This is a genomic window from Pseudoalteromonas sp. Scap25, assembly GCF_013394125.1.
Taxonomy (GTDB): Bacteria; Pseudomonadota; Gammaproteobacteria; order Enterobacterales; family Alteromonadaceae; genus Pseudoalteromonas.
On sequence record NZ_CP041327.1, the window covers coordinates 2,983,939 to 2,998,663 of the forward strand.

The 14,725-nt window shown below is 39.0% G+C and carries 15 protein-coding genes; 12 read left to right on the forward strand and 3 right to left on the reverse strand.

What is annotated here, in order from left to right; genetic code table 11:
- Nucleotides 1–17 precede the first annotated feature (17 nt).
- Nucleotides 18–1,292 (reverse strand): EAL and HDOD domain-containing protein, encoded by a 1,275-nt coding sequence (locus FLM54_RS13755; protein ID WP_178956661.1) that lies wholly within the window; start codon nt 1,290–1,292, stop codon nt 18–20.
- 265 nt (nt 1,293–1,557) lie between these two features.
- On the opposite strand from FLM54_RS13755, the gene FLM54_RS13760 reads away from it, so the two are divergent.
- Nucleotides 1,558–2,124: a PhnA domain-containing protein gene (locus FLM54_RS13760; protein WP_178956662.1), complete on the forward strand. Its 567-nt coding sequence runs from the start codon at nt 1,558–1,560 to the stop codon at nt 2,122–2,124.
- A gap of 126 nt (nt 2,125–2,250) precedes the next feature.
- Entirely contained in the window at nt 2,251–3,057 is an 807-nt protein-coding gene (locus FLM54_RS13765; protein ID WP_178956663.1) for an META domain-containing protein, read from the forward strand.
- Between the two features lie 68 nt (nt 3,058–3,125).
- Here FLM54_RS13765 and FLM54_RS13770 read toward each other — a convergent pair whose 3' ends face one another.
- Entirely contained in the window at nt 3,126–3,965 is an 840-nt protein-coding gene (locus FLM54_RS13770) for a 23S rRNA (adenine(2030)-N(6))-methyltransferase RlmJ (RefSeq protein ID WP_178956664.1), read from the reverse strand.
- Between the two features lie 238 nt (nt 3,966–4,203).
- Here FLM54_RS13770 and FLM54_RS13775 point away from each other — a divergent pair, with 238 nt between their 5' ends.
- From FLM54_RS13775 to FLM54_RS13820, 10 genes are all read left to right on the forward strand, one after another.
- Nucleotides 4,204–4,434 (forward strand): hypothetical protein, encoded by a 231-nt coding sequence (locus tag FLM54_RS13775; RefSeq protein ID WP_008113449.1) that lies wholly within the window; start codon nt 4,204–4,206, stop codon nt 4,432–4,434.
- Complete coding sequence (locus FLM54_RS13780; RefSeq protein WP_010391716.1) at nt 4,434–4,739, forward strand: cell division protein ZapA; 306 nt, start codon at nt 4,434–4,436, stop codon at nt 4,737–4,739. Before FLM54_RS13775 ends, FLM54_RS13780 begins: the two co-directional genes overlap by 1 nt.
- 55 nt (nt 4,740–4,794) lie before the next feature.
- Entirely contained in the window at nt 4,795–5,814 is a 1,020-nt protein-coding gene (locus FLM54_RS13785) for an MBL fold metallo-hydrolase (RefSeq protein ID WP_178956665.1), read from the forward strand.
- Between the two features lie 56 nt (nt 5,815–5,870).
- Entirely contained in the window at nt 5,871–7,319 is a 1,449-nt protein-coding gene (locus tag FLM54_RS13790) for a transglycosylase SLT domain-containing protein (protein ID WP_178956666.1), read from the forward strand.
- A 66-nt stretch (nt 7,320–7,385) separates the two neighbouring features.
- Entirely contained in the window at nt 7,386–7,874 is a 489-nt protein-coding gene (locus tag FLM54_RS13795; protein WP_138604950.1) for a peptidylprolyl isomerase, read from the forward strand.
- Between the two features lie 21 nt (nt 7,875–7,895).
- Entirely contained in the window at nt 7,896–8,624 is a 729-nt protein-coding gene (locus FLM54_RS13800; RefSeq protein ID WP_178956667.1) for an SDR family NAD(P)-dependent oxidoreductase, read from the forward strand.
- On the forward strand, nt 8,621–9,460 hold the full coding sequence (locus tag FLM54_RS13805) for an amidohydrolase (protein WP_178956668.1): 840 nt from the start codon (nt 8,621–8,623) through the stop codon (nt 9,458–9,460). Before FLM54_RS13800 ends, FLM54_RS13805 begins: the two co-directional genes overlap by 4 nt.
- A 48-nt stretch (nt 9,461–9,508) precedes the next feature.
- The gene (locus tag FLM54_RS13810) at nt 9,509–11,071 is read left to right on the forward strand and encodes a S41 family peptidase (RefSeq protein ID WP_178956669.1); all 1,563 of its coding nucleotides are present in this window, start codon (nt 9,509–9,511) and stop codon (nt 11,069–11,071) included.
- Nucleotides 11,072–11,074: 3 nt separating this feature from the next.
- Nucleotides 11,075–11,455 carry a hypothetical protein gene (locus FLM54_RS13815; RefSeq protein WP_178956670.1) on the forward strand — a complete coding sequence of 127 codons (381 nt, stop codon included), beginning with the start codon at nt 11,075–11,077 and terminating at the stop codon, nt 11,453–11,455.
- Nucleotides 11,456–11,625: 170 nt separating this feature from the next.
- Complete coding sequence (locus FLM54_RS13820) at nt 11,626–12,105, forward strand: hypothetical protein (RefSeq protein WP_138604954.1); 480 nt, start codon at nt 11,626–11,628, stop codon at nt 12,103–12,105.
- 8 nt (nt 12,106–12,113) lie between these two features.
- Here FLM54_RS13820 and FLM54_RS13825 read toward each other — a convergent pair whose 3' ends face one another.
- Nucleotides 12,114–14,660, reverse strand: a complete 2,547-nt coding sequence (locus FLM54_RS13825) for a serine/threonine-protein kinase (RefSeq protein ID WP_178956671.1) — start codon at nt 14,658–14,660, stop codon at nt 12,114–12,116.
- Nucleotides 14,661–14,725 lie beyond the last annotated feature (65 nt).

A 14,725-nucleotide genomic window follows, 5' to 3' on the forward strand; every position in this document is an offset into this window, starting at 1 on the left:
TACCCAAACGTTATACGTTAGTCTTGCTCAATAATAGTGGCCAATAGTTCATCCGCATACTGGCGTGCATCCAACATGGCGCTAAATACGGTCTCAATATTCGAGGCTGGGCGAATAGTTTCTAACAACTTTTTAGCCAATTGCCAATTATCTTCCTCTACCGCTTTTATTAAATGTAAAGAATTACCCATCATGCCTTCAAAACTTAATAGTGCACCGGATAACTCAGCCCCTAAACTAAACTCTTTAGCAATAGCTTCCAGCTCCATATCTAAAATAGCATCAAGCACCGACATTAAGCCGACTAAATAACCTTGTTCTGCAATGACTTTTCCGCCTGGTTCTAAAATTATTTGCATGAACTGCGCTCGACATAAGCCTAAACGAGTAAGTTCACTGGGCTTGTCTGAGCCAAGCTCGCTTAGCGCCAATACTCGTACAAACTTTCTAATAGAATCTTCCCCTAAATACACAACCGCCTGAGGAATAGACGTTATCACTAAATTTTTATTAGCAGAGCGAGCATTCACTAGTTTTAGGACGCGTGCAGTCAAACCGACATCTTTAGAAATGCGTTGATTAATTTCATTAAAGTCTAAATCTGTGCGGGATGTGCAACGCAGTAAGTCTAAAACAGCCATTTTTAGAGGTTCGATACTGTTGTAACTTAACATTTCTGGATGTGCAAAAAAGAACCCTTGAAAATAATCGCATCCAGCCTCTTTAAGCTGCCTAAATTCATCATAGGTTTCAATTCGCTCAACCACTATTTTAATATTAGGAAAATTGCGTTTGAGCTTTTTCAGCAACATGCTGGTTTTTATTACAGGCTCTTCAACTTCAAGCTTAATATAATCAACCAAACTGAGTAATGGTTGCCATTTTTCATGTGAGTCGTAGTCATCTAACGCAAATACATATCCTGCTTTTTTTAACTCTATCACTCTCTCAACAACAAGCTCTATATTTTCAGTACGCTCAACAATTTCAATTACAGTATTATCAGGCTGTAATAATTTAGGCAAATCCTCTAAAAGCCCCTCGCTCGATAAATTAATAAACGCAGTTTGATTGAGCGTTAGCTTTTCTATGCCAACCAGCATTAACGCATTAAAAAAAAGTCGCCCAGTGGCTTGCCCGTCAGTTGTTCCTACAGGAAAAGCATTATTAACTGAATCTCGATAGAGCAATTCATAAGCAAAAATACTTTTATCACCGTCAAAAATTGGTTGCCTAGCAATATATTGAGTAACCAAAATAGATGAATTTTTTACCTCTAGATTATTTGGCATTAACCTTCCTACTTAACAGTGATGTCATCATTATTTTTTATTATTTAACCAGTATAGTGAAACTTTAAAGACTTGCTGCAATTTTAATTAGATTAAAAACAAACAAATAAGACTAAATTTATAACCCTAGAGCAGAATTATTAGTATCCTCATTTTTTATAGGGTTTTTGAGTTTACAACTGCTCTAAGCATACCCAAAGGTTATGGTTATAAGGTATAATGCGATTATTAATTTTTTATAAACTCACAAGAAAGAGTCCCTTATATGAGCATTGAACAAGCCTTAATAGAACGTAGCAGTAACCAATGTGAACTCTGCGCAGCAACAGACGACCTAACTGTATACGAAGTTCCTCCTGTTACCGAAGCTCATTCAGATAAATGCATCTACATCTGTCAAACATGTAAAGATCAAATTGAAGGCAATAGCGATTTAACCCCGACCCATTGGCATTGCTTAAATGACAGTATGTGGAGTCAAACACCTGCGGTACAAGTTGTTGCTTATCGCATGCTGACTCAGTTAGCAGCTGATAACGGCTGGGCACAAGACGCGCTAGATATGATTTACCTTGAAGAAGACACATTAACATGGGCGCAGCAAGCGCTTGCTGAAGATGATGATATTAAACACATTGATAGCAATGGTGTAGTACTACAAGCTGGCGACACCGTCACGTTAATAAAAGATTTAGATGTGAAAGGTAGCAGCTTAACAGCAAAGCGCGGTACAGCCGTGCGCAATATTGGCTTAACCAGCAACCCTGAACATATTGAAGGACGTGTTGATGGACAGCGTATTGTAATTTTAACTAAATACGTAAAAAAATAAGTAATAAATCAAGGCGCCTAGCGCCTTTTTTTATATCTCGACTTTCTTTATTTGCTAGTTAAGCAATGATTAAGCAATTCAACCGTATGCTAGCGACCTTATACCATACTCCATCAAGGAACTCTTATGTTCTCATCTAAGCCTAATTCAATGTTAAAGTCGATTGCAGGCTTGTGTTTTCTAGCAAGTGGCACACTTATGCTGAGCGCATGTAACGATGACGCAGCGCAGCAAAATAGTGCTGTGGCGCAAACAATGACCACCTTACCTGTGCAAGTTAGTTACTTAGATCGCAGCCTAATTGCGCCTAATTCACAGCTAACCGTTACCTTGGTTGATGTGTCAAAAATGGATGTGGCAGCAACGGTTATCTCTGAGCAGGTAATTGATTTAGTAGGCGCACCGCCTTATAAAGTAGAGCTTGAGTATAACCTTGAAAAGATTGACCCAACTCACCGCTATAGCGTGCGTGCAACCATTAATAATCAAGGAAACTTGCTATACACCAGCACAACGAGTAACCCGCCTTTTGATAATACGGCCTCATCAGAGCCTTTAGAGATTATTGTTTCAAAAGTAGCGCCAAAGCCAGACGTTGACTTAGTAAACACCTACTTCAAAGCAGTTTCAATCGACGGCAACCCTGTTGTAGTAAATACCAAAGAGCCATTTATTCAGTTTAATAGTGACAAAACTGTATACGGCTTTTTAGGATGTAATAACTTTAATGGCGGTTATGAAGTATCGAAGCAAGCAGTGACTTTTACGCAGTTAGCTACCACGCAAAAAATGTGTCATGACAATATGGAACAAGAAAGCGCGATGGCGGCTGTGCTTCAGGCAGCAACGCAATGGCAAATTAATGGTGAAAAATTAGTATTACAAAATGAGGCAGGCAGCCAACTTGCTACCTTTAACGCTGTTTACTTTTGATTAAGAACGTAACAATACCCCACATCTAAGCAAATAAATAAGCCCAGTTAAACTGGGCTTATTTATTTTTATTCGGCGACTAACTGCTCGCTACGGTAAAAACCACTTGGCTTACTCAACAAGCTTACTAGTTCAGGTAACACATCATCCATAGTTTGTTTCAGTTTCCATGGTGGATTTATCACTATCATTCCAGAGGCGGTCATACCATGTACTTCGGTATCTGCTTCAGTACCTAATTCAAATAATTGAATATTTTTAATTCCCGCGTCAATTAAACCCTGCTCCATATTATCAATACGTTCTCTGTCTACAACCGGATACCAGATCATATATGTACCCGTCGCAAAGCGTTGGTGGGCTTTGACAATGGTTTGTACGACCGTATTGTAATCGTCTTTTATTTCATAAGGTGGGTCTATTAACACACAGGCTCTGCGCGAAGCTGGCGGTAATAAACCAATTAAGCCCGCAAACCCATTTTCGCCGCGTACTCGAATAGAGCGCTTACCTTGCATGTTTTCTTCAAGTAATACCAAATCTCGCGGATGCAACTCAAAAAACCAGCCCTTATCTTGGCGGCGCAAAAAGTGTTCGGCGATTTTTGGTGAACCTGGGTAAAACGCCAGAGACGAACTTTCATTAAACGATTTTATTAACTCAATGTAGTCATTTAAGGCACCGTGCTGACTGGTATGTTGCCAAAGTTTTTCTATGCCATCTTGGTACTCTTGGGTTTTTTGCGCGTCTGGTGCTGACAGCTCAAAAAAACCAGCACCCGAATGCGTATCGATATAGTCAAGCGGCTTATCTTTTATTGTTTGATAACCCAGCACTTGCGCTAACACTAAATGTTTAAGTACATCGGCAGGGTTACCCGCATGAAAGGAGTGTCTGTAACTAAGCATTATTTATTTTCGCCATACGCTGTTTAATAAAATTAGTGAACCATAAAGCACACTGCTTTGGCAATCGTCACAGCAAAAGCGGGTGTTTACGTGAACCATTTCTGAATGAAAAAGCCAATAGCATGAATTATCCCTTAACATAGAATAAAAATCACCTAAAACCAGCGTAAATGCTGGCAAATAAACACACTTTGCTTTACATTTGCATGACATTAATTACAGTTATATGAGCGCATTTATGAACAACAATACTCTTCAACAACTCGAACAACTGATCGACCAACTAATTACCCGTAATAATCAGTTGCAAACTGATATTACAGAGCTTAAAGAGCAAAACAGTAAACTGCTTGATGAAAATGAGTTATTACAGTTAGAGGCCCTTGAAAATGAAGAAAAACAAAAAGATGCAAGCACCACCTTGTCATCATTATTAGATAAATTACAAAGCGCACAACAGGCAAGCTAATGTCTGAGCTGCAAAACCAGCGAGTCACTGTTGAATTGCTTGGTAAAGAGCAGCAATTTGCTTGTCCGGCTGGGCAAGAAGAGGCACTAAAAGCGGCCGCCAAAAATCTGAATGATTTAGTTGAACAAATGAAACAACGTTCAACAGTCAGAAACGATCAAAAAGCATTACTTATGGCTGCTTTGAATTTAAGCCACGAATTGCTTGAAGCAAAAACTCAAAAATCAGTTGAGCTTGAGCATCAAGATCAATTGATTGATAAGTTGAGTCAATACTTAAGCTCAAACTCTGAACACACTAAATAAAAGCGCATTTTGCGCTTTTATTGTTTTTACCGTCAAAATATAGCTAGAGAAAAAGATGCAACCACTTTTAACTAAAGCTCAAAAAATAGGTAAGTGCTTACTGCTTTTAATCTGCCTATTTATACATGCAAAAAGCAATGCAGCAGTTGAGTGGCAATCGTTATCGGCTAATATTCAATTTATCAAGCAGCCAGATAGATTACGTTTTTACGACTCTAACCAAGTGTTAATTCAGGGCAGTGAGTGTGCCTTACTGGTAGATGCCAGTGGTAACTTTGCAGCAGTAGAACAACTGGTTACCAAACTAAAACAACAGCTAAAGACGCCTTTATGTTACTTAGTTGCCACTCATTTTCATGACGATCACTTACTGGGCATGGCGGTTATGCAGCATTACTTCCCAGACGCAAAACTGATTTCTCACCAACAAGTCGCTAACGACTTTTCGCGTTATCAGCAAGCATTAACAGATAAGCTAGAGGGGTTCGAAAAAAGCATTGAGCTGAGCTATCAGCGATTAGCCACCTTACCCGATGCTGAGCAAGCTCAATGGCGAGAAAAGCTCACTCGTGCTAAAACACGCTTATTTCGCTGGCAGAATTATCAACTAACACCACCAAAAATGAGTATTAGTGAGCCTAAAACATTAGATTTAGGAAATTATGTATTAACTATCAACCCGCATCAGGCACATACTAATGGCGATTTAACATTACTTGCTGACAAGGGTAAAACCTTAATAGGTGGAGATATCATTGACTGGCTTCCCTACCCTGGGCATGGCGAGCTTAAACAATGGCAAAGTTTATTAAAAAAATATATAAATAATAATTCGCTGTCACTTTTTGTTCCTGGCCATGGCAATTTAGTCGATAAAGTTAAATTAAAACAGTCACTCACGTTTTTAGAAGCAATTACGGAGCAGGTTAAAAACAACCCTGAAGCCAGTATTGAGCAATTACAAAAAAAATTCCCAAGTGAAGTACTAAAACCTTACCAACAAGACTCACTTGATATAAAATCAACTCACTTATTTTTGCAATCGGGATTACTTCGCGCTAAAAACAGTCAATAACTGAACACAATGGATTGTGTTAAAATATGGAAATATATTTTTTAAAAAGGAACAAAATGCGTCACTTGATCTTATGCTTTGCCATTGTATTGCTATGTAGCTGTAAAACCACACAGCCAGAGATCATTGCGCCTGCAGTTTCTGCACCTGTAGAGCAAAAAGCCGTACAATCAATCATGCCGACCTCTACAAACACCAACAAAGTTATTAATAAAAAAACAATACCCAAAGCCCTTAAAGCGACTCAACCGACTGACTTATGGGCACATATTGCTGATAACTTACATTTACCGGTTGAGCAAAATCAAGCGTTAAAAAAACGCATTAACTGGTATTTAAAACAACCGAATTATTTAAGAATAGTGTCTCGCCGTGCAGAGCCTTTTTTATACCATATAGTAAAAAAAGTAGAGCAAAAGCAACTCCCCATGGAACTGGCATTACTGCCATTTGTAGAAAGTGGCTTTAGGCCTACCGCCCGCTCAAGTGAACATGCTGTGGGTGTGTGGCAACTGGTTGCAGCAACTGCACATCATTTCGGGGTTAAATCAGATCAATGGTACGACGGACGCCAAGATGTGTTGGCCTCAACCGATGCAGCACTAGATTACTTAAGCTATTTACATAAACGTTTTGATGGTAATTGGTTGCATGCACTTGCGGCCTATAACACCGGTGAAGGCCGAGTTAAACGCGCTATAAAGCGCAATAAAAAAAGAGGTAAATCAACTGATTTTTGGGCATTAACCCTACCAAAAGAAACCGCTGACTATGTACCAAAACTGTTAGCACTAAGCTATTTAGTAAAGCACCCTAAAGCAAAGTTTAAACGGCCAAAGCTTCCTTACAAAGCACTGACCACCTCGTTAAATGTGGCAAAACAGTTCGACTTTTCAATTATGGCCAAGCTCTCTGGCATGGGTGTAAAGCAACTACATGCCCTCAATCGAGGTTATTTAAAAAACCAAAGTTCCCCCCATGGCCCGCATACTTTGTTGCTTCCTATTGAGCAACAAGCTTTACTAAAAAACCGTTTTTTTAAAGCCAATTTTGCAGGCGAATACATAGTCAAAAAAAATGACACACTATACGGTATTGCTAGGCATTTTGGCTTGCCTTTAAAGACACTAAAACAGCTCAATAATAAGCAAAATAACTTTATTGGTGTTGGCGAAAAACTTATTTTAGGAGAGCCTCAAACGTTACCTGAATCACTCACTATTAACTATAAAATAAGCCCTTACTTGGAACAAAAAGAGACCGTCATTCCAACCATCGAGGTAGATTACCACGTTAAGCCCGGTGATAACCTGTGGAATATAAGTCAGTTGTATGGCGTTGCTCATAGCGATTTAGCACGTTGGAATAAGTTATCAGCATCTAGCGTATTAAAGCCTGGGACTCAGTTAGTTTTATTTATACCCCAAGCTGCGACACCTAAAACCACACCGGCTAAAAAAGATCTGTTACTCGACTTACAAAATACATTAAATCATCCCCGTTAAGTTTCTAAAGCGCAGTATTTCGCGTAAAATTGCTTTTTAATTTATTTAAATCTTAAAGAGACATGCATGCAAATCAGTAAAAATTCGGCCGTTGAATTTCATTACACCCTTAGCGAAGCCGGTGAGCAAATAGAAAGTAGCCTTAACGACGCGCCATTAAGTTACATTCACGGCAGCGAAGGCATGCTACCCGGTTTAGAAACCGCACTTGAAGGTAAAACTGCTGGTGATAAATTTAGCGTAACGTTATCTCCAAGTGAATCATACGGCGAGCGTGTTGATGATTTAATTCAGCGCATTCCGCTTAAGCATTTACAAGGCGATGTAAAAGTGTGGAAGCCAGGTATGACTGCAATGGTGCAATCAAATCAGGGTCGCCATCAAGTGACTATCGTAAAAGTAGGCCGCTTTAATGCTGATTGTGATTTAAACCACCCATTTGCTGGTAAAACACTGACCTTTGATGTTGAGATTGTATCCGTTCGTGAAGCAACAAGCGAAGAAATCTCTCATGGCCATGTTCATGCTGAAGGTGGTTGCGGCCACGCACATTAATTGCTAATTAAAGGAACATGTATGTCAAAAGTTGCAATAGTAACCGGTGGCTCTAAAGGCATTGGCTTTGCTGTGGTACAGCGATTATTAACTAACGGCTATCAGGTTCATAACTTAGATATTGAGCCCAGTGAGAGTGGTGTTTTTCATCAATGTGATGTTAGTAATGTAACCGCCGTACGCCAGTGCATACAAGCTATTATTGAAAAAACACAACGCATTGATGTACTTGTTTCAAATGCTGGCAAGCACCTAAGTGCCACAATTGAGCAAACCGATGAAGCGACATTCGATGCGTTAATGGCACTGAATGTTAAAGGTGCGTACGCGGCTATACAAAGCGTATTACCAGCTATGAAAGTACAACAAGATGGCGCTATTGTGTTAATTGCCTCAGACCAAGCCATTATTGGCAAACAAAACTCATTTGCTTATAACCTGACTAAACATGCATTGGCTTCGATGGCTAAAACCACCGCCTTAGATTACGCAAGTTTTAATATTCGCGCTAATGCAGTGTGCCCTGGCACTATAGAAACGCCGTTATTTCATAATGCAATTGATGCATATTGTAAAAGAAGTGGTGCTAACAAAGCCGATATTGTTGCAGAAGAAGCCGCATTACAACCACTCAACCGTTTAGGTCAAGCCGATGAAGTTGCTGCACTGGTAAGCTTTTTATTAAGTGCAGATGCCAGCTTTATTACTGGTAGCTTACAACGTATTGATGGCGGCTACACAGCACAATGAGCACTAAAATTATTGACCCGCATCTGCACTTTTTTAATTTGCTGGAGGGTCAATACACTTGGCTACAAGGTGCGAACCCACCAGCTTGGTCTAACTTAGATAAAATAAAGCAGCCCATCAGCGCTGCTGAACTGATCAAAAGTACTAACTTTGAACTCGCAGGTTTAGTGCACATAGAGGCAGGCTTTAATAATAACCAGCCTGTTAAAGAATTAAACTGGTTAGCCAGACATATTAAAACTATACCTTATAAAGCAATTAGCTTTGCAACAATTAACCAGCCAAATAACGCATTTAAACTAGCACTTCAGCAGCTAGAACATCACTCTCTTGTAGGCATTAGAGATATCACTGAAGGTCATGATGCCGAGCGCTTATTGAGCCCTCATTGTCTCGATAACCTGCGGCACTTGAGCCATTTAAAGCTGCATTTTGAAGCCCAATTTGAAGTAGAAAACCTCAACATCACCGAGCGGCTCATTTCTTATGCCAACCAAGTTAGTGACTTACAAATAATCATTAATCACGCAGGGCTTGCACACAACCTTGCTAACTGGTCAACTGCAATTGAACTACTTGCAAAACAGCCTAATGTTGCGATTAAGTTTTCAGGTTTTGAATTACTAATGCTTAATAGCGAGCAGCAAAACCAATGTTTTAAACATATTTTAAAGCATTTTGGTATGCAAAGAGTGATCTTTGCTAGCAACTTCCCCCTGTGCCAAATTAATATTAACTACAACGAGTTATGGCAACATTATCGCAGCCTGTGTAGCGACGGTCTTACATGGCAATATTTGAGTTACAAAAATGCTGCAAGCCTCTATCAACTCTAAATGAAAACCGCTATATTTAGCTCAACAGTTTAAAAAACGAGCATGCGTATGGCCATTTTTAATCCATCTTCTCTTAAATACACATTACTCTCTTGCTCGCTAGCCGCTGTATTAACAGGTTGTGGCGGTGGAGGTAGCGACAATGCGACCAACCCAACAACTAATAATAGCGGCTGGACTCCAGGTGTATTTGCCAGTTCAGGGCAATTTAAAGGTCAATGCCAAGCAATTAGTGAAAAAAACTGGCTACGCTCTTGGAGTAACGAAACCTACCTATGGTATGACGAAATTATTGATACCAACCCTGCATTAACGTCAGGGGTTATTGATTACTTTAATACTTTAAAAACGGAGCAACTGACTGATTCAGGTGCGAAAAAAGATAACTTTCACTTTAGTTTGCCGACCGATGAGTGGCAAAGACAAAATCAATCCGGCCTAAGCTTTGGTTATGGCTTTAATATAAAAATAATTGCAGGTAGCGCGCCACGCCAAGCAGTTGTTAGCTACACCGAACCAAATACCCCAGCTAGTAATCAAAATATTATTCGTGGTTTTGAGCTTTTAGAAGTTGATGGCGTTGATTTTATTAACACCACCTCATCGAGCGAGGTAGGTATTATTAATGCAGGTTTATTCCCCGAGCAAACCGGTAAAGTTACCGAATTTGTATTTAGGGATATCAGCACTAATGAAAACCGCACAGTGACACTCACGTCTCAAAACATCGAATCGCAACCAGTAATGAATGTTCGTACCGATTTAGTCGCTGGTGATGTTGGTTATTTTCAATTTAATAGCCACAACGCCATAGCCGAAACACAGCTTTACAACGCCTTTAACCAACTCGCTGCCAGTAGCATTAAAGATTTAGTCATTGACGTGCGCTATAACGGGGGTGGGTTATTACAAATGGCTAGCCAAGTAGGCTACATGGTGGGGGGCAGTAACACGCAAGGTAAAATATTTGAACGGACCATATTTAATGATAAATACCCTAATACCAACCCCGTCACAGGCCAAGCACTGACGCCGATGCCTTTTACAAATCGTTTTGTCGGCTTTGAAAATAATCCTGCAATTGTAGCGGGCACGCCGTTACCCACCTTAAACTTAGAACGGGTATTTGTACTTACCACCAGCAGTACCTGCTCGGCTAGTGAGGCTATCATTAACGGGCTGCGCGGAGCAGATGTTGAAATTATTCAGATAGGCGCAGGCACCTGTGGTAAACCGTATGGTTTTTACCCTACCGACAACTGCGACACCACTTATTTTACTATTCAATTTACTGGCGAAAATAACAAAGGTTTTGGTGAATATTCAGATGGCTTTGCACCGCAAAATACCATTGATGACGTACGACAACCGGTTCGCATTGCTGGGTGTGCTGTTGCCGATGATTTTACTAAGCGCTTAGGTGATGCTAGTGAAAGCTTATTAAGTACAGCGCTGAGCTATAGAGAAAACGGCAGTTGCCCTGCCCCAAGCTCAATAAATAGTGTTCTTGGTTTTGCGCCCACTATCGCCACCGATATGCCAGAAGTAAAAGATATGCGAGTTCAAACCATGCTAGAACAAAATATTATTCTTAGTGATAACATGAGATAAGCAATGAACATATTATTAGCAATAAGCATGGCTGCAGCGACATTAGGGTTAACGGGTTGCTTAGCACAAAGCTCAGAACCCACACCTAAGCTACAGCATGCGTTACTAATTGAGCCGAATAGCGCTAAAGTAGCCGATGCGATTACGCAACTGCTACATAGCTCACAGGTTCAATTAGCCGACGATGTTTTTGTCACCTCAAGCACAGTTACGCTTGAGCGACTTAATCATAAAGATCCTCAGGGAAATCCGATTATGGGCAAGCAGCTTAATATGCCGGATCAGTTTGAACTAATGATTAAAGGTAAGCAATGTTTTATCCGACATTTAGATAGTAAAGCTACTGAGCCACTACCTGGTGTTAGTTGCAAGGCGATATACTAATATATTATAGAGCGCTGGCCGAACGTGGTTTCTCAAGCCTGTTAAGCTTTTTTACTTTTTCTGAACAAAAATAATTATTGTTATTTTTTGGTGGAATACTTAATTACATCTATAGTTAAAATGCTCATGGAGTAAATAAGAAATTTTAAATTTAAAACAGGACTTTTATCATGAACGATCTTAGCTTTCGCGTTATCCCAAACGAAAATGACTCTTGGGAGTTTATTTCTAAATCAGGCTCTAGCGCTGAAGATATTAAAATCAACTATAAAGAACTCACTACAGGTGGAAGCCTGAACTTATATTATGAGTTAGCAAACGAATCGGAGTGGACTTTTTCTGAAAATGGCAGCTATTTTTCAGATGCTAAAGATAACTTTAGTTACCAACTAAATAGCCTTGTTGCCAATGAAGGGAAGTCATTAATTATTACAATTTCTAGTATTTTACCGCATCAAGCCTTATCTCAGGAGTTGAACAAACTATTGGCTGAGAATCCAAAAAAAGTAGTATCAGGGCAGTTGGATCAACGTACAAATTATGAAATTAATTTTCGATTAATTGCAAAAAAGAGCACTGACGTTAACTCTCTTATGCGTTATTTTTCGCAAGACCCACGCGTTATAATTGAAGATATGGAGCCACACTAGTACAGAGCTTACTCTGCGCTATTTTTTACTGGACATAAAAAGTTATAATGCTCTTTACCTATTAAGCTCATCAGCTTATTTTCAGAGCATAACCCCTTAAACCATTGTAAACGGTAAAAAACTGGGCTCCACCCCAAATTTATACTTTGCTCTATTGATGCTAACGCCGAGTATTTTTCATTCAACAAGCTTTGTAGCATTGCTTTAATAAAGTATGCCTCTGCCAAATTAGAATTAGTAGCTAACAGCTGTTCAATCTGGTTCATTGCTTGTTGATTTCTATCTAAATGAATCAACACTTGTGCTTTTTCAAGTTGTTCTGCAACGTTCTGCGACGAAGAATCAAGCTGCTTATTGACTTCTAAATATAAGCTTTCGGCCTCTGTAAAGCGGCCCTTAAAATGAAGTAAATCGGCATAGTTAAGTTGTAAGGTAGTTGTTTTGGCATCTAACATCATCGCTTTTTGAGCAAAATTTAATGCATCGACAAACTCACCTTGTAGAGAAAGAGTAATTGAATAATTACTATAAATAGAAGCGCTTTGCCGCCCCGAATCTATCAGTTTTTGGTAGTTATTCTCTGCAGCCTTCAAGTCACCCGATAACAAATATACATCAGCGACTGTTTTTAGCGTTACAATATCGTTAGGGTTATAACTTAATACCTCCTTTAAATATTTTAATGCGTTAGCACGTTTCCCCGATGTGAGATACGCTATTGCAAGGTTTCTTGTCGCTAATAAAGTTGGCCTTATTTTATATGCCATTTTCGCATGCTTTAAAGATTCTTCAAGGCGACCTATACGCTTAAAATAAATAGCCAAAATAGTTTCTCTTTGGTATTCCTCTAATGATGAGTTTTGAATTCTGCTAATAATTTTTTCGGCTTTAATGTGCTCCCCCGTTTGTTGATATATTTCAAGTAGGTCAATTAAATAAGCAGGACTGTCACTGTATGAAGTTGGCGCTCGTTCAAGTTGAAATTGTAACTTTGTTATGAGCGCTACATTTTTGGAAGACTTATAAAGTCGTAAAATTATTTTTCGGTATAAAGGATATAAAGGCTTAAAATCTGGCTGTTGCGATAACAAGGCTTCAGCCATGGCACGTTGCTTTTGAGTACTACCTAAATCATTCGCAGTTAGGGTAACTAAAGATACATATTGCCTGATAAACTCATCTGACAATAACAGTTCCCTATTTGACAGGATGCTTGGGCTAAGCAAGTTTTGTATTGAAGATAGTGTTGAGTTATAAATATTTAGATAGCTTTCTTTATTTGTTGCACTTCGGGTTGTGCCTACCATTGTGGCGTTTTTATCTAATTCGTTTAGTGTAAAGTCACAAGACAAAAGACTACAATCTAATACAGGAATCAGTAGCTTAGTAGCTCTTAGCGCAGTAGCTAAATTATTTAGGCCTGCATCATTACCAAGTATTAATTGTGTTTGTGTAACTTCCTTGCTCGAAATTAAAGCAAACTTGCGATCCGCAAGTACATATTCGGTTATTGCATCTTTGACGCCAAGACTAAGTAAGCGCTTTTGTGTATCCGTAACTTGGCTACTCACTGTAAATTCTACTGGCATCAAAGCTATCCTCTCTATCGGTTTTGATGAATACCAAAGCCAGCTCCCCGCGATCAATAACAGACAAAGAGCCACAGTAAGAAATAATCTTCTATTGAAAAAACGTTTACTTACGTTGTTATTATTTTGATAGCTTTTAACATCGACAGTCAGGCTTTCAAAACTAAGTGAGTCTAAAATCCGCCTAAACTGAGATGCTACGGCACGAGCGCTTTCAGGTCGTTTATCAACTTTGAATGCTAATAATTGTTTAAGTAAAGGCACTAAATCAGCAGATAACTCTTTGATCGATTCATAACTTGCGCTACAAGGAAATGACATTATTTGTTTTGCTAAATCTTGCCCTATATTACTCGATGCTTGTTTTGAATAGGCATGGTAGCCTGTTAATAATTGATAAGCTATTAGCCCTAGTGAAAACAAATCACTACGAAAATCCATAGTTTGATTATTCAATTGTTCAGGCGACATTGCCTTTAAACTGCCATAATCAGTGCCTATATTTGTCGCTTCAGCTCCTTTAATTTTTGAGATACCAAAATCTGTTATTTTAACTGTGTCTTCATCACTAACTAATACATTGGCAGGTTTCAAATCGAGATGTAGTATGCCTTTATCATGAATTGCAGCTAGGCCATCGCTGATATGAATAAGTATTTCTAATTTTTTAGTAAGAGTGAGACTCTGTTCTTTCATTAAATGGGCTAAGGTCGTTCCTTTAACATACTCCATTTCTAATAAAATTTGTTCATCCCGATGAATTATCTTATAAAGCTGCACTATATTTGGGTGATTTAAGCTTGCAATTAACTTTGCTTCGCTGATGGCTCGCTCAGTATTATTTCCAGCTAATTTCATAACTTTGAGGGCTACTTGTCTATTCAACTCTAGATCTGTTGCAAGGTATATCGTACTCATTCCTCCTTGCGCCAAAACTTGTATTTGTTTGTAATAATCCTCTAACACAAACTGTTCGATCCATCATATGTAAATAATTAGTCTAGTATTTAATGTTAATTAAATGCAAAGTC

Coding starts and splice junctions, on each gene's coding strand:
- FLM54_RS13795 (WP_138604950.1), top strand. CDS start 7,386: ATGCAAATCAGTAAAAATTCGGCCGTTGAATTTCATTACACCCTTAGC.
- FLM54_RS13770 (WP_178956664.1), bottom strand. CDS start 3,965: ATGCTTAGTTACAGACACTCCTTTCATGCGGGTAACCCTGCCGATGTA.
- FLM54_RS13790 (WP_178956666.1), top strand. CDS start 5,871: ATGCGTCACTTGATCTTATGCTTTGCCATTGTATTGCTATGTAGCTGT.
- FLM54_RS13800 (WP_178956667.1), top strand. CDS start 7,896: ATGTCAAAAGTTGCAATAGTAACCGGTGGCTCTAAAGGCATTGGCTTT.
- FLM54_RS13780 (WP_010391716.1), top strand. CDS start 4,434: ATGTCTGAGCTGCAAAACCAGCGAGTCACTGTTGAATTGCTTGGTAAA.
- FLM54_RS13785 (WP_178956665.1), top strand. CDS start 4,795: ATGCAACCACTTTTAACTAAAGCTCAAAAAATAGGTAAGTGCTTACTG.
- FLM54_RS13805 (WP_178956668.1), top strand. CDS start 8,621: ATGAGCACTAAAATTATTGACCCGCATCTGCACTTTTTTAATTTGCTG.
- FLM54_RS13815 (WP_178956670.1), top strand. CDS start 11,075: ATGAACATATTATTAGCAATAAGCATGGCTGCAGCGACATTAGGGTTA.
- FLM54_RS13760 (WP_178956662.1), top strand. CDS start 1,558: ATGAGCATTGAACAAGCCTTAATAGAACGTAGCAGTAACCAATGTGAA.
- FLM54_RS13775 (WP_008113449.1), top strand. CDS start 4,204: ATGAACAACAATACTCTTCAACAACTCGAACAACTGATCGACCAACTA.
- FLM54_RS13820 (WP_138604954.1), top strand. CDS start 11,626: ATGAACGATCTTAGCTTTCGCGTTATCCCAAACGAAAATGACTCTTGG.
- FLM54_RS13810 (WP_178956669.1), top strand. CDS start 9,509: ATGGCCATTTTTAATCCATCTTCTCTTAAATACACATTACTCTCTTGC.
- FLM54_RS13755 (WP_178956661.1), bottom strand. CDS start 1,292: ATGCCAAATAATCTAGAGGTAAAAAATTCATCTATTTTGGTTACTCAA.
- FLM54_RS13765 (WP_178956663.1), top strand. CDS start 2,251: ATGTTCTCATCTAAGCCTAATTCAATGTTAAAGTCGATTGCAGGCTTG.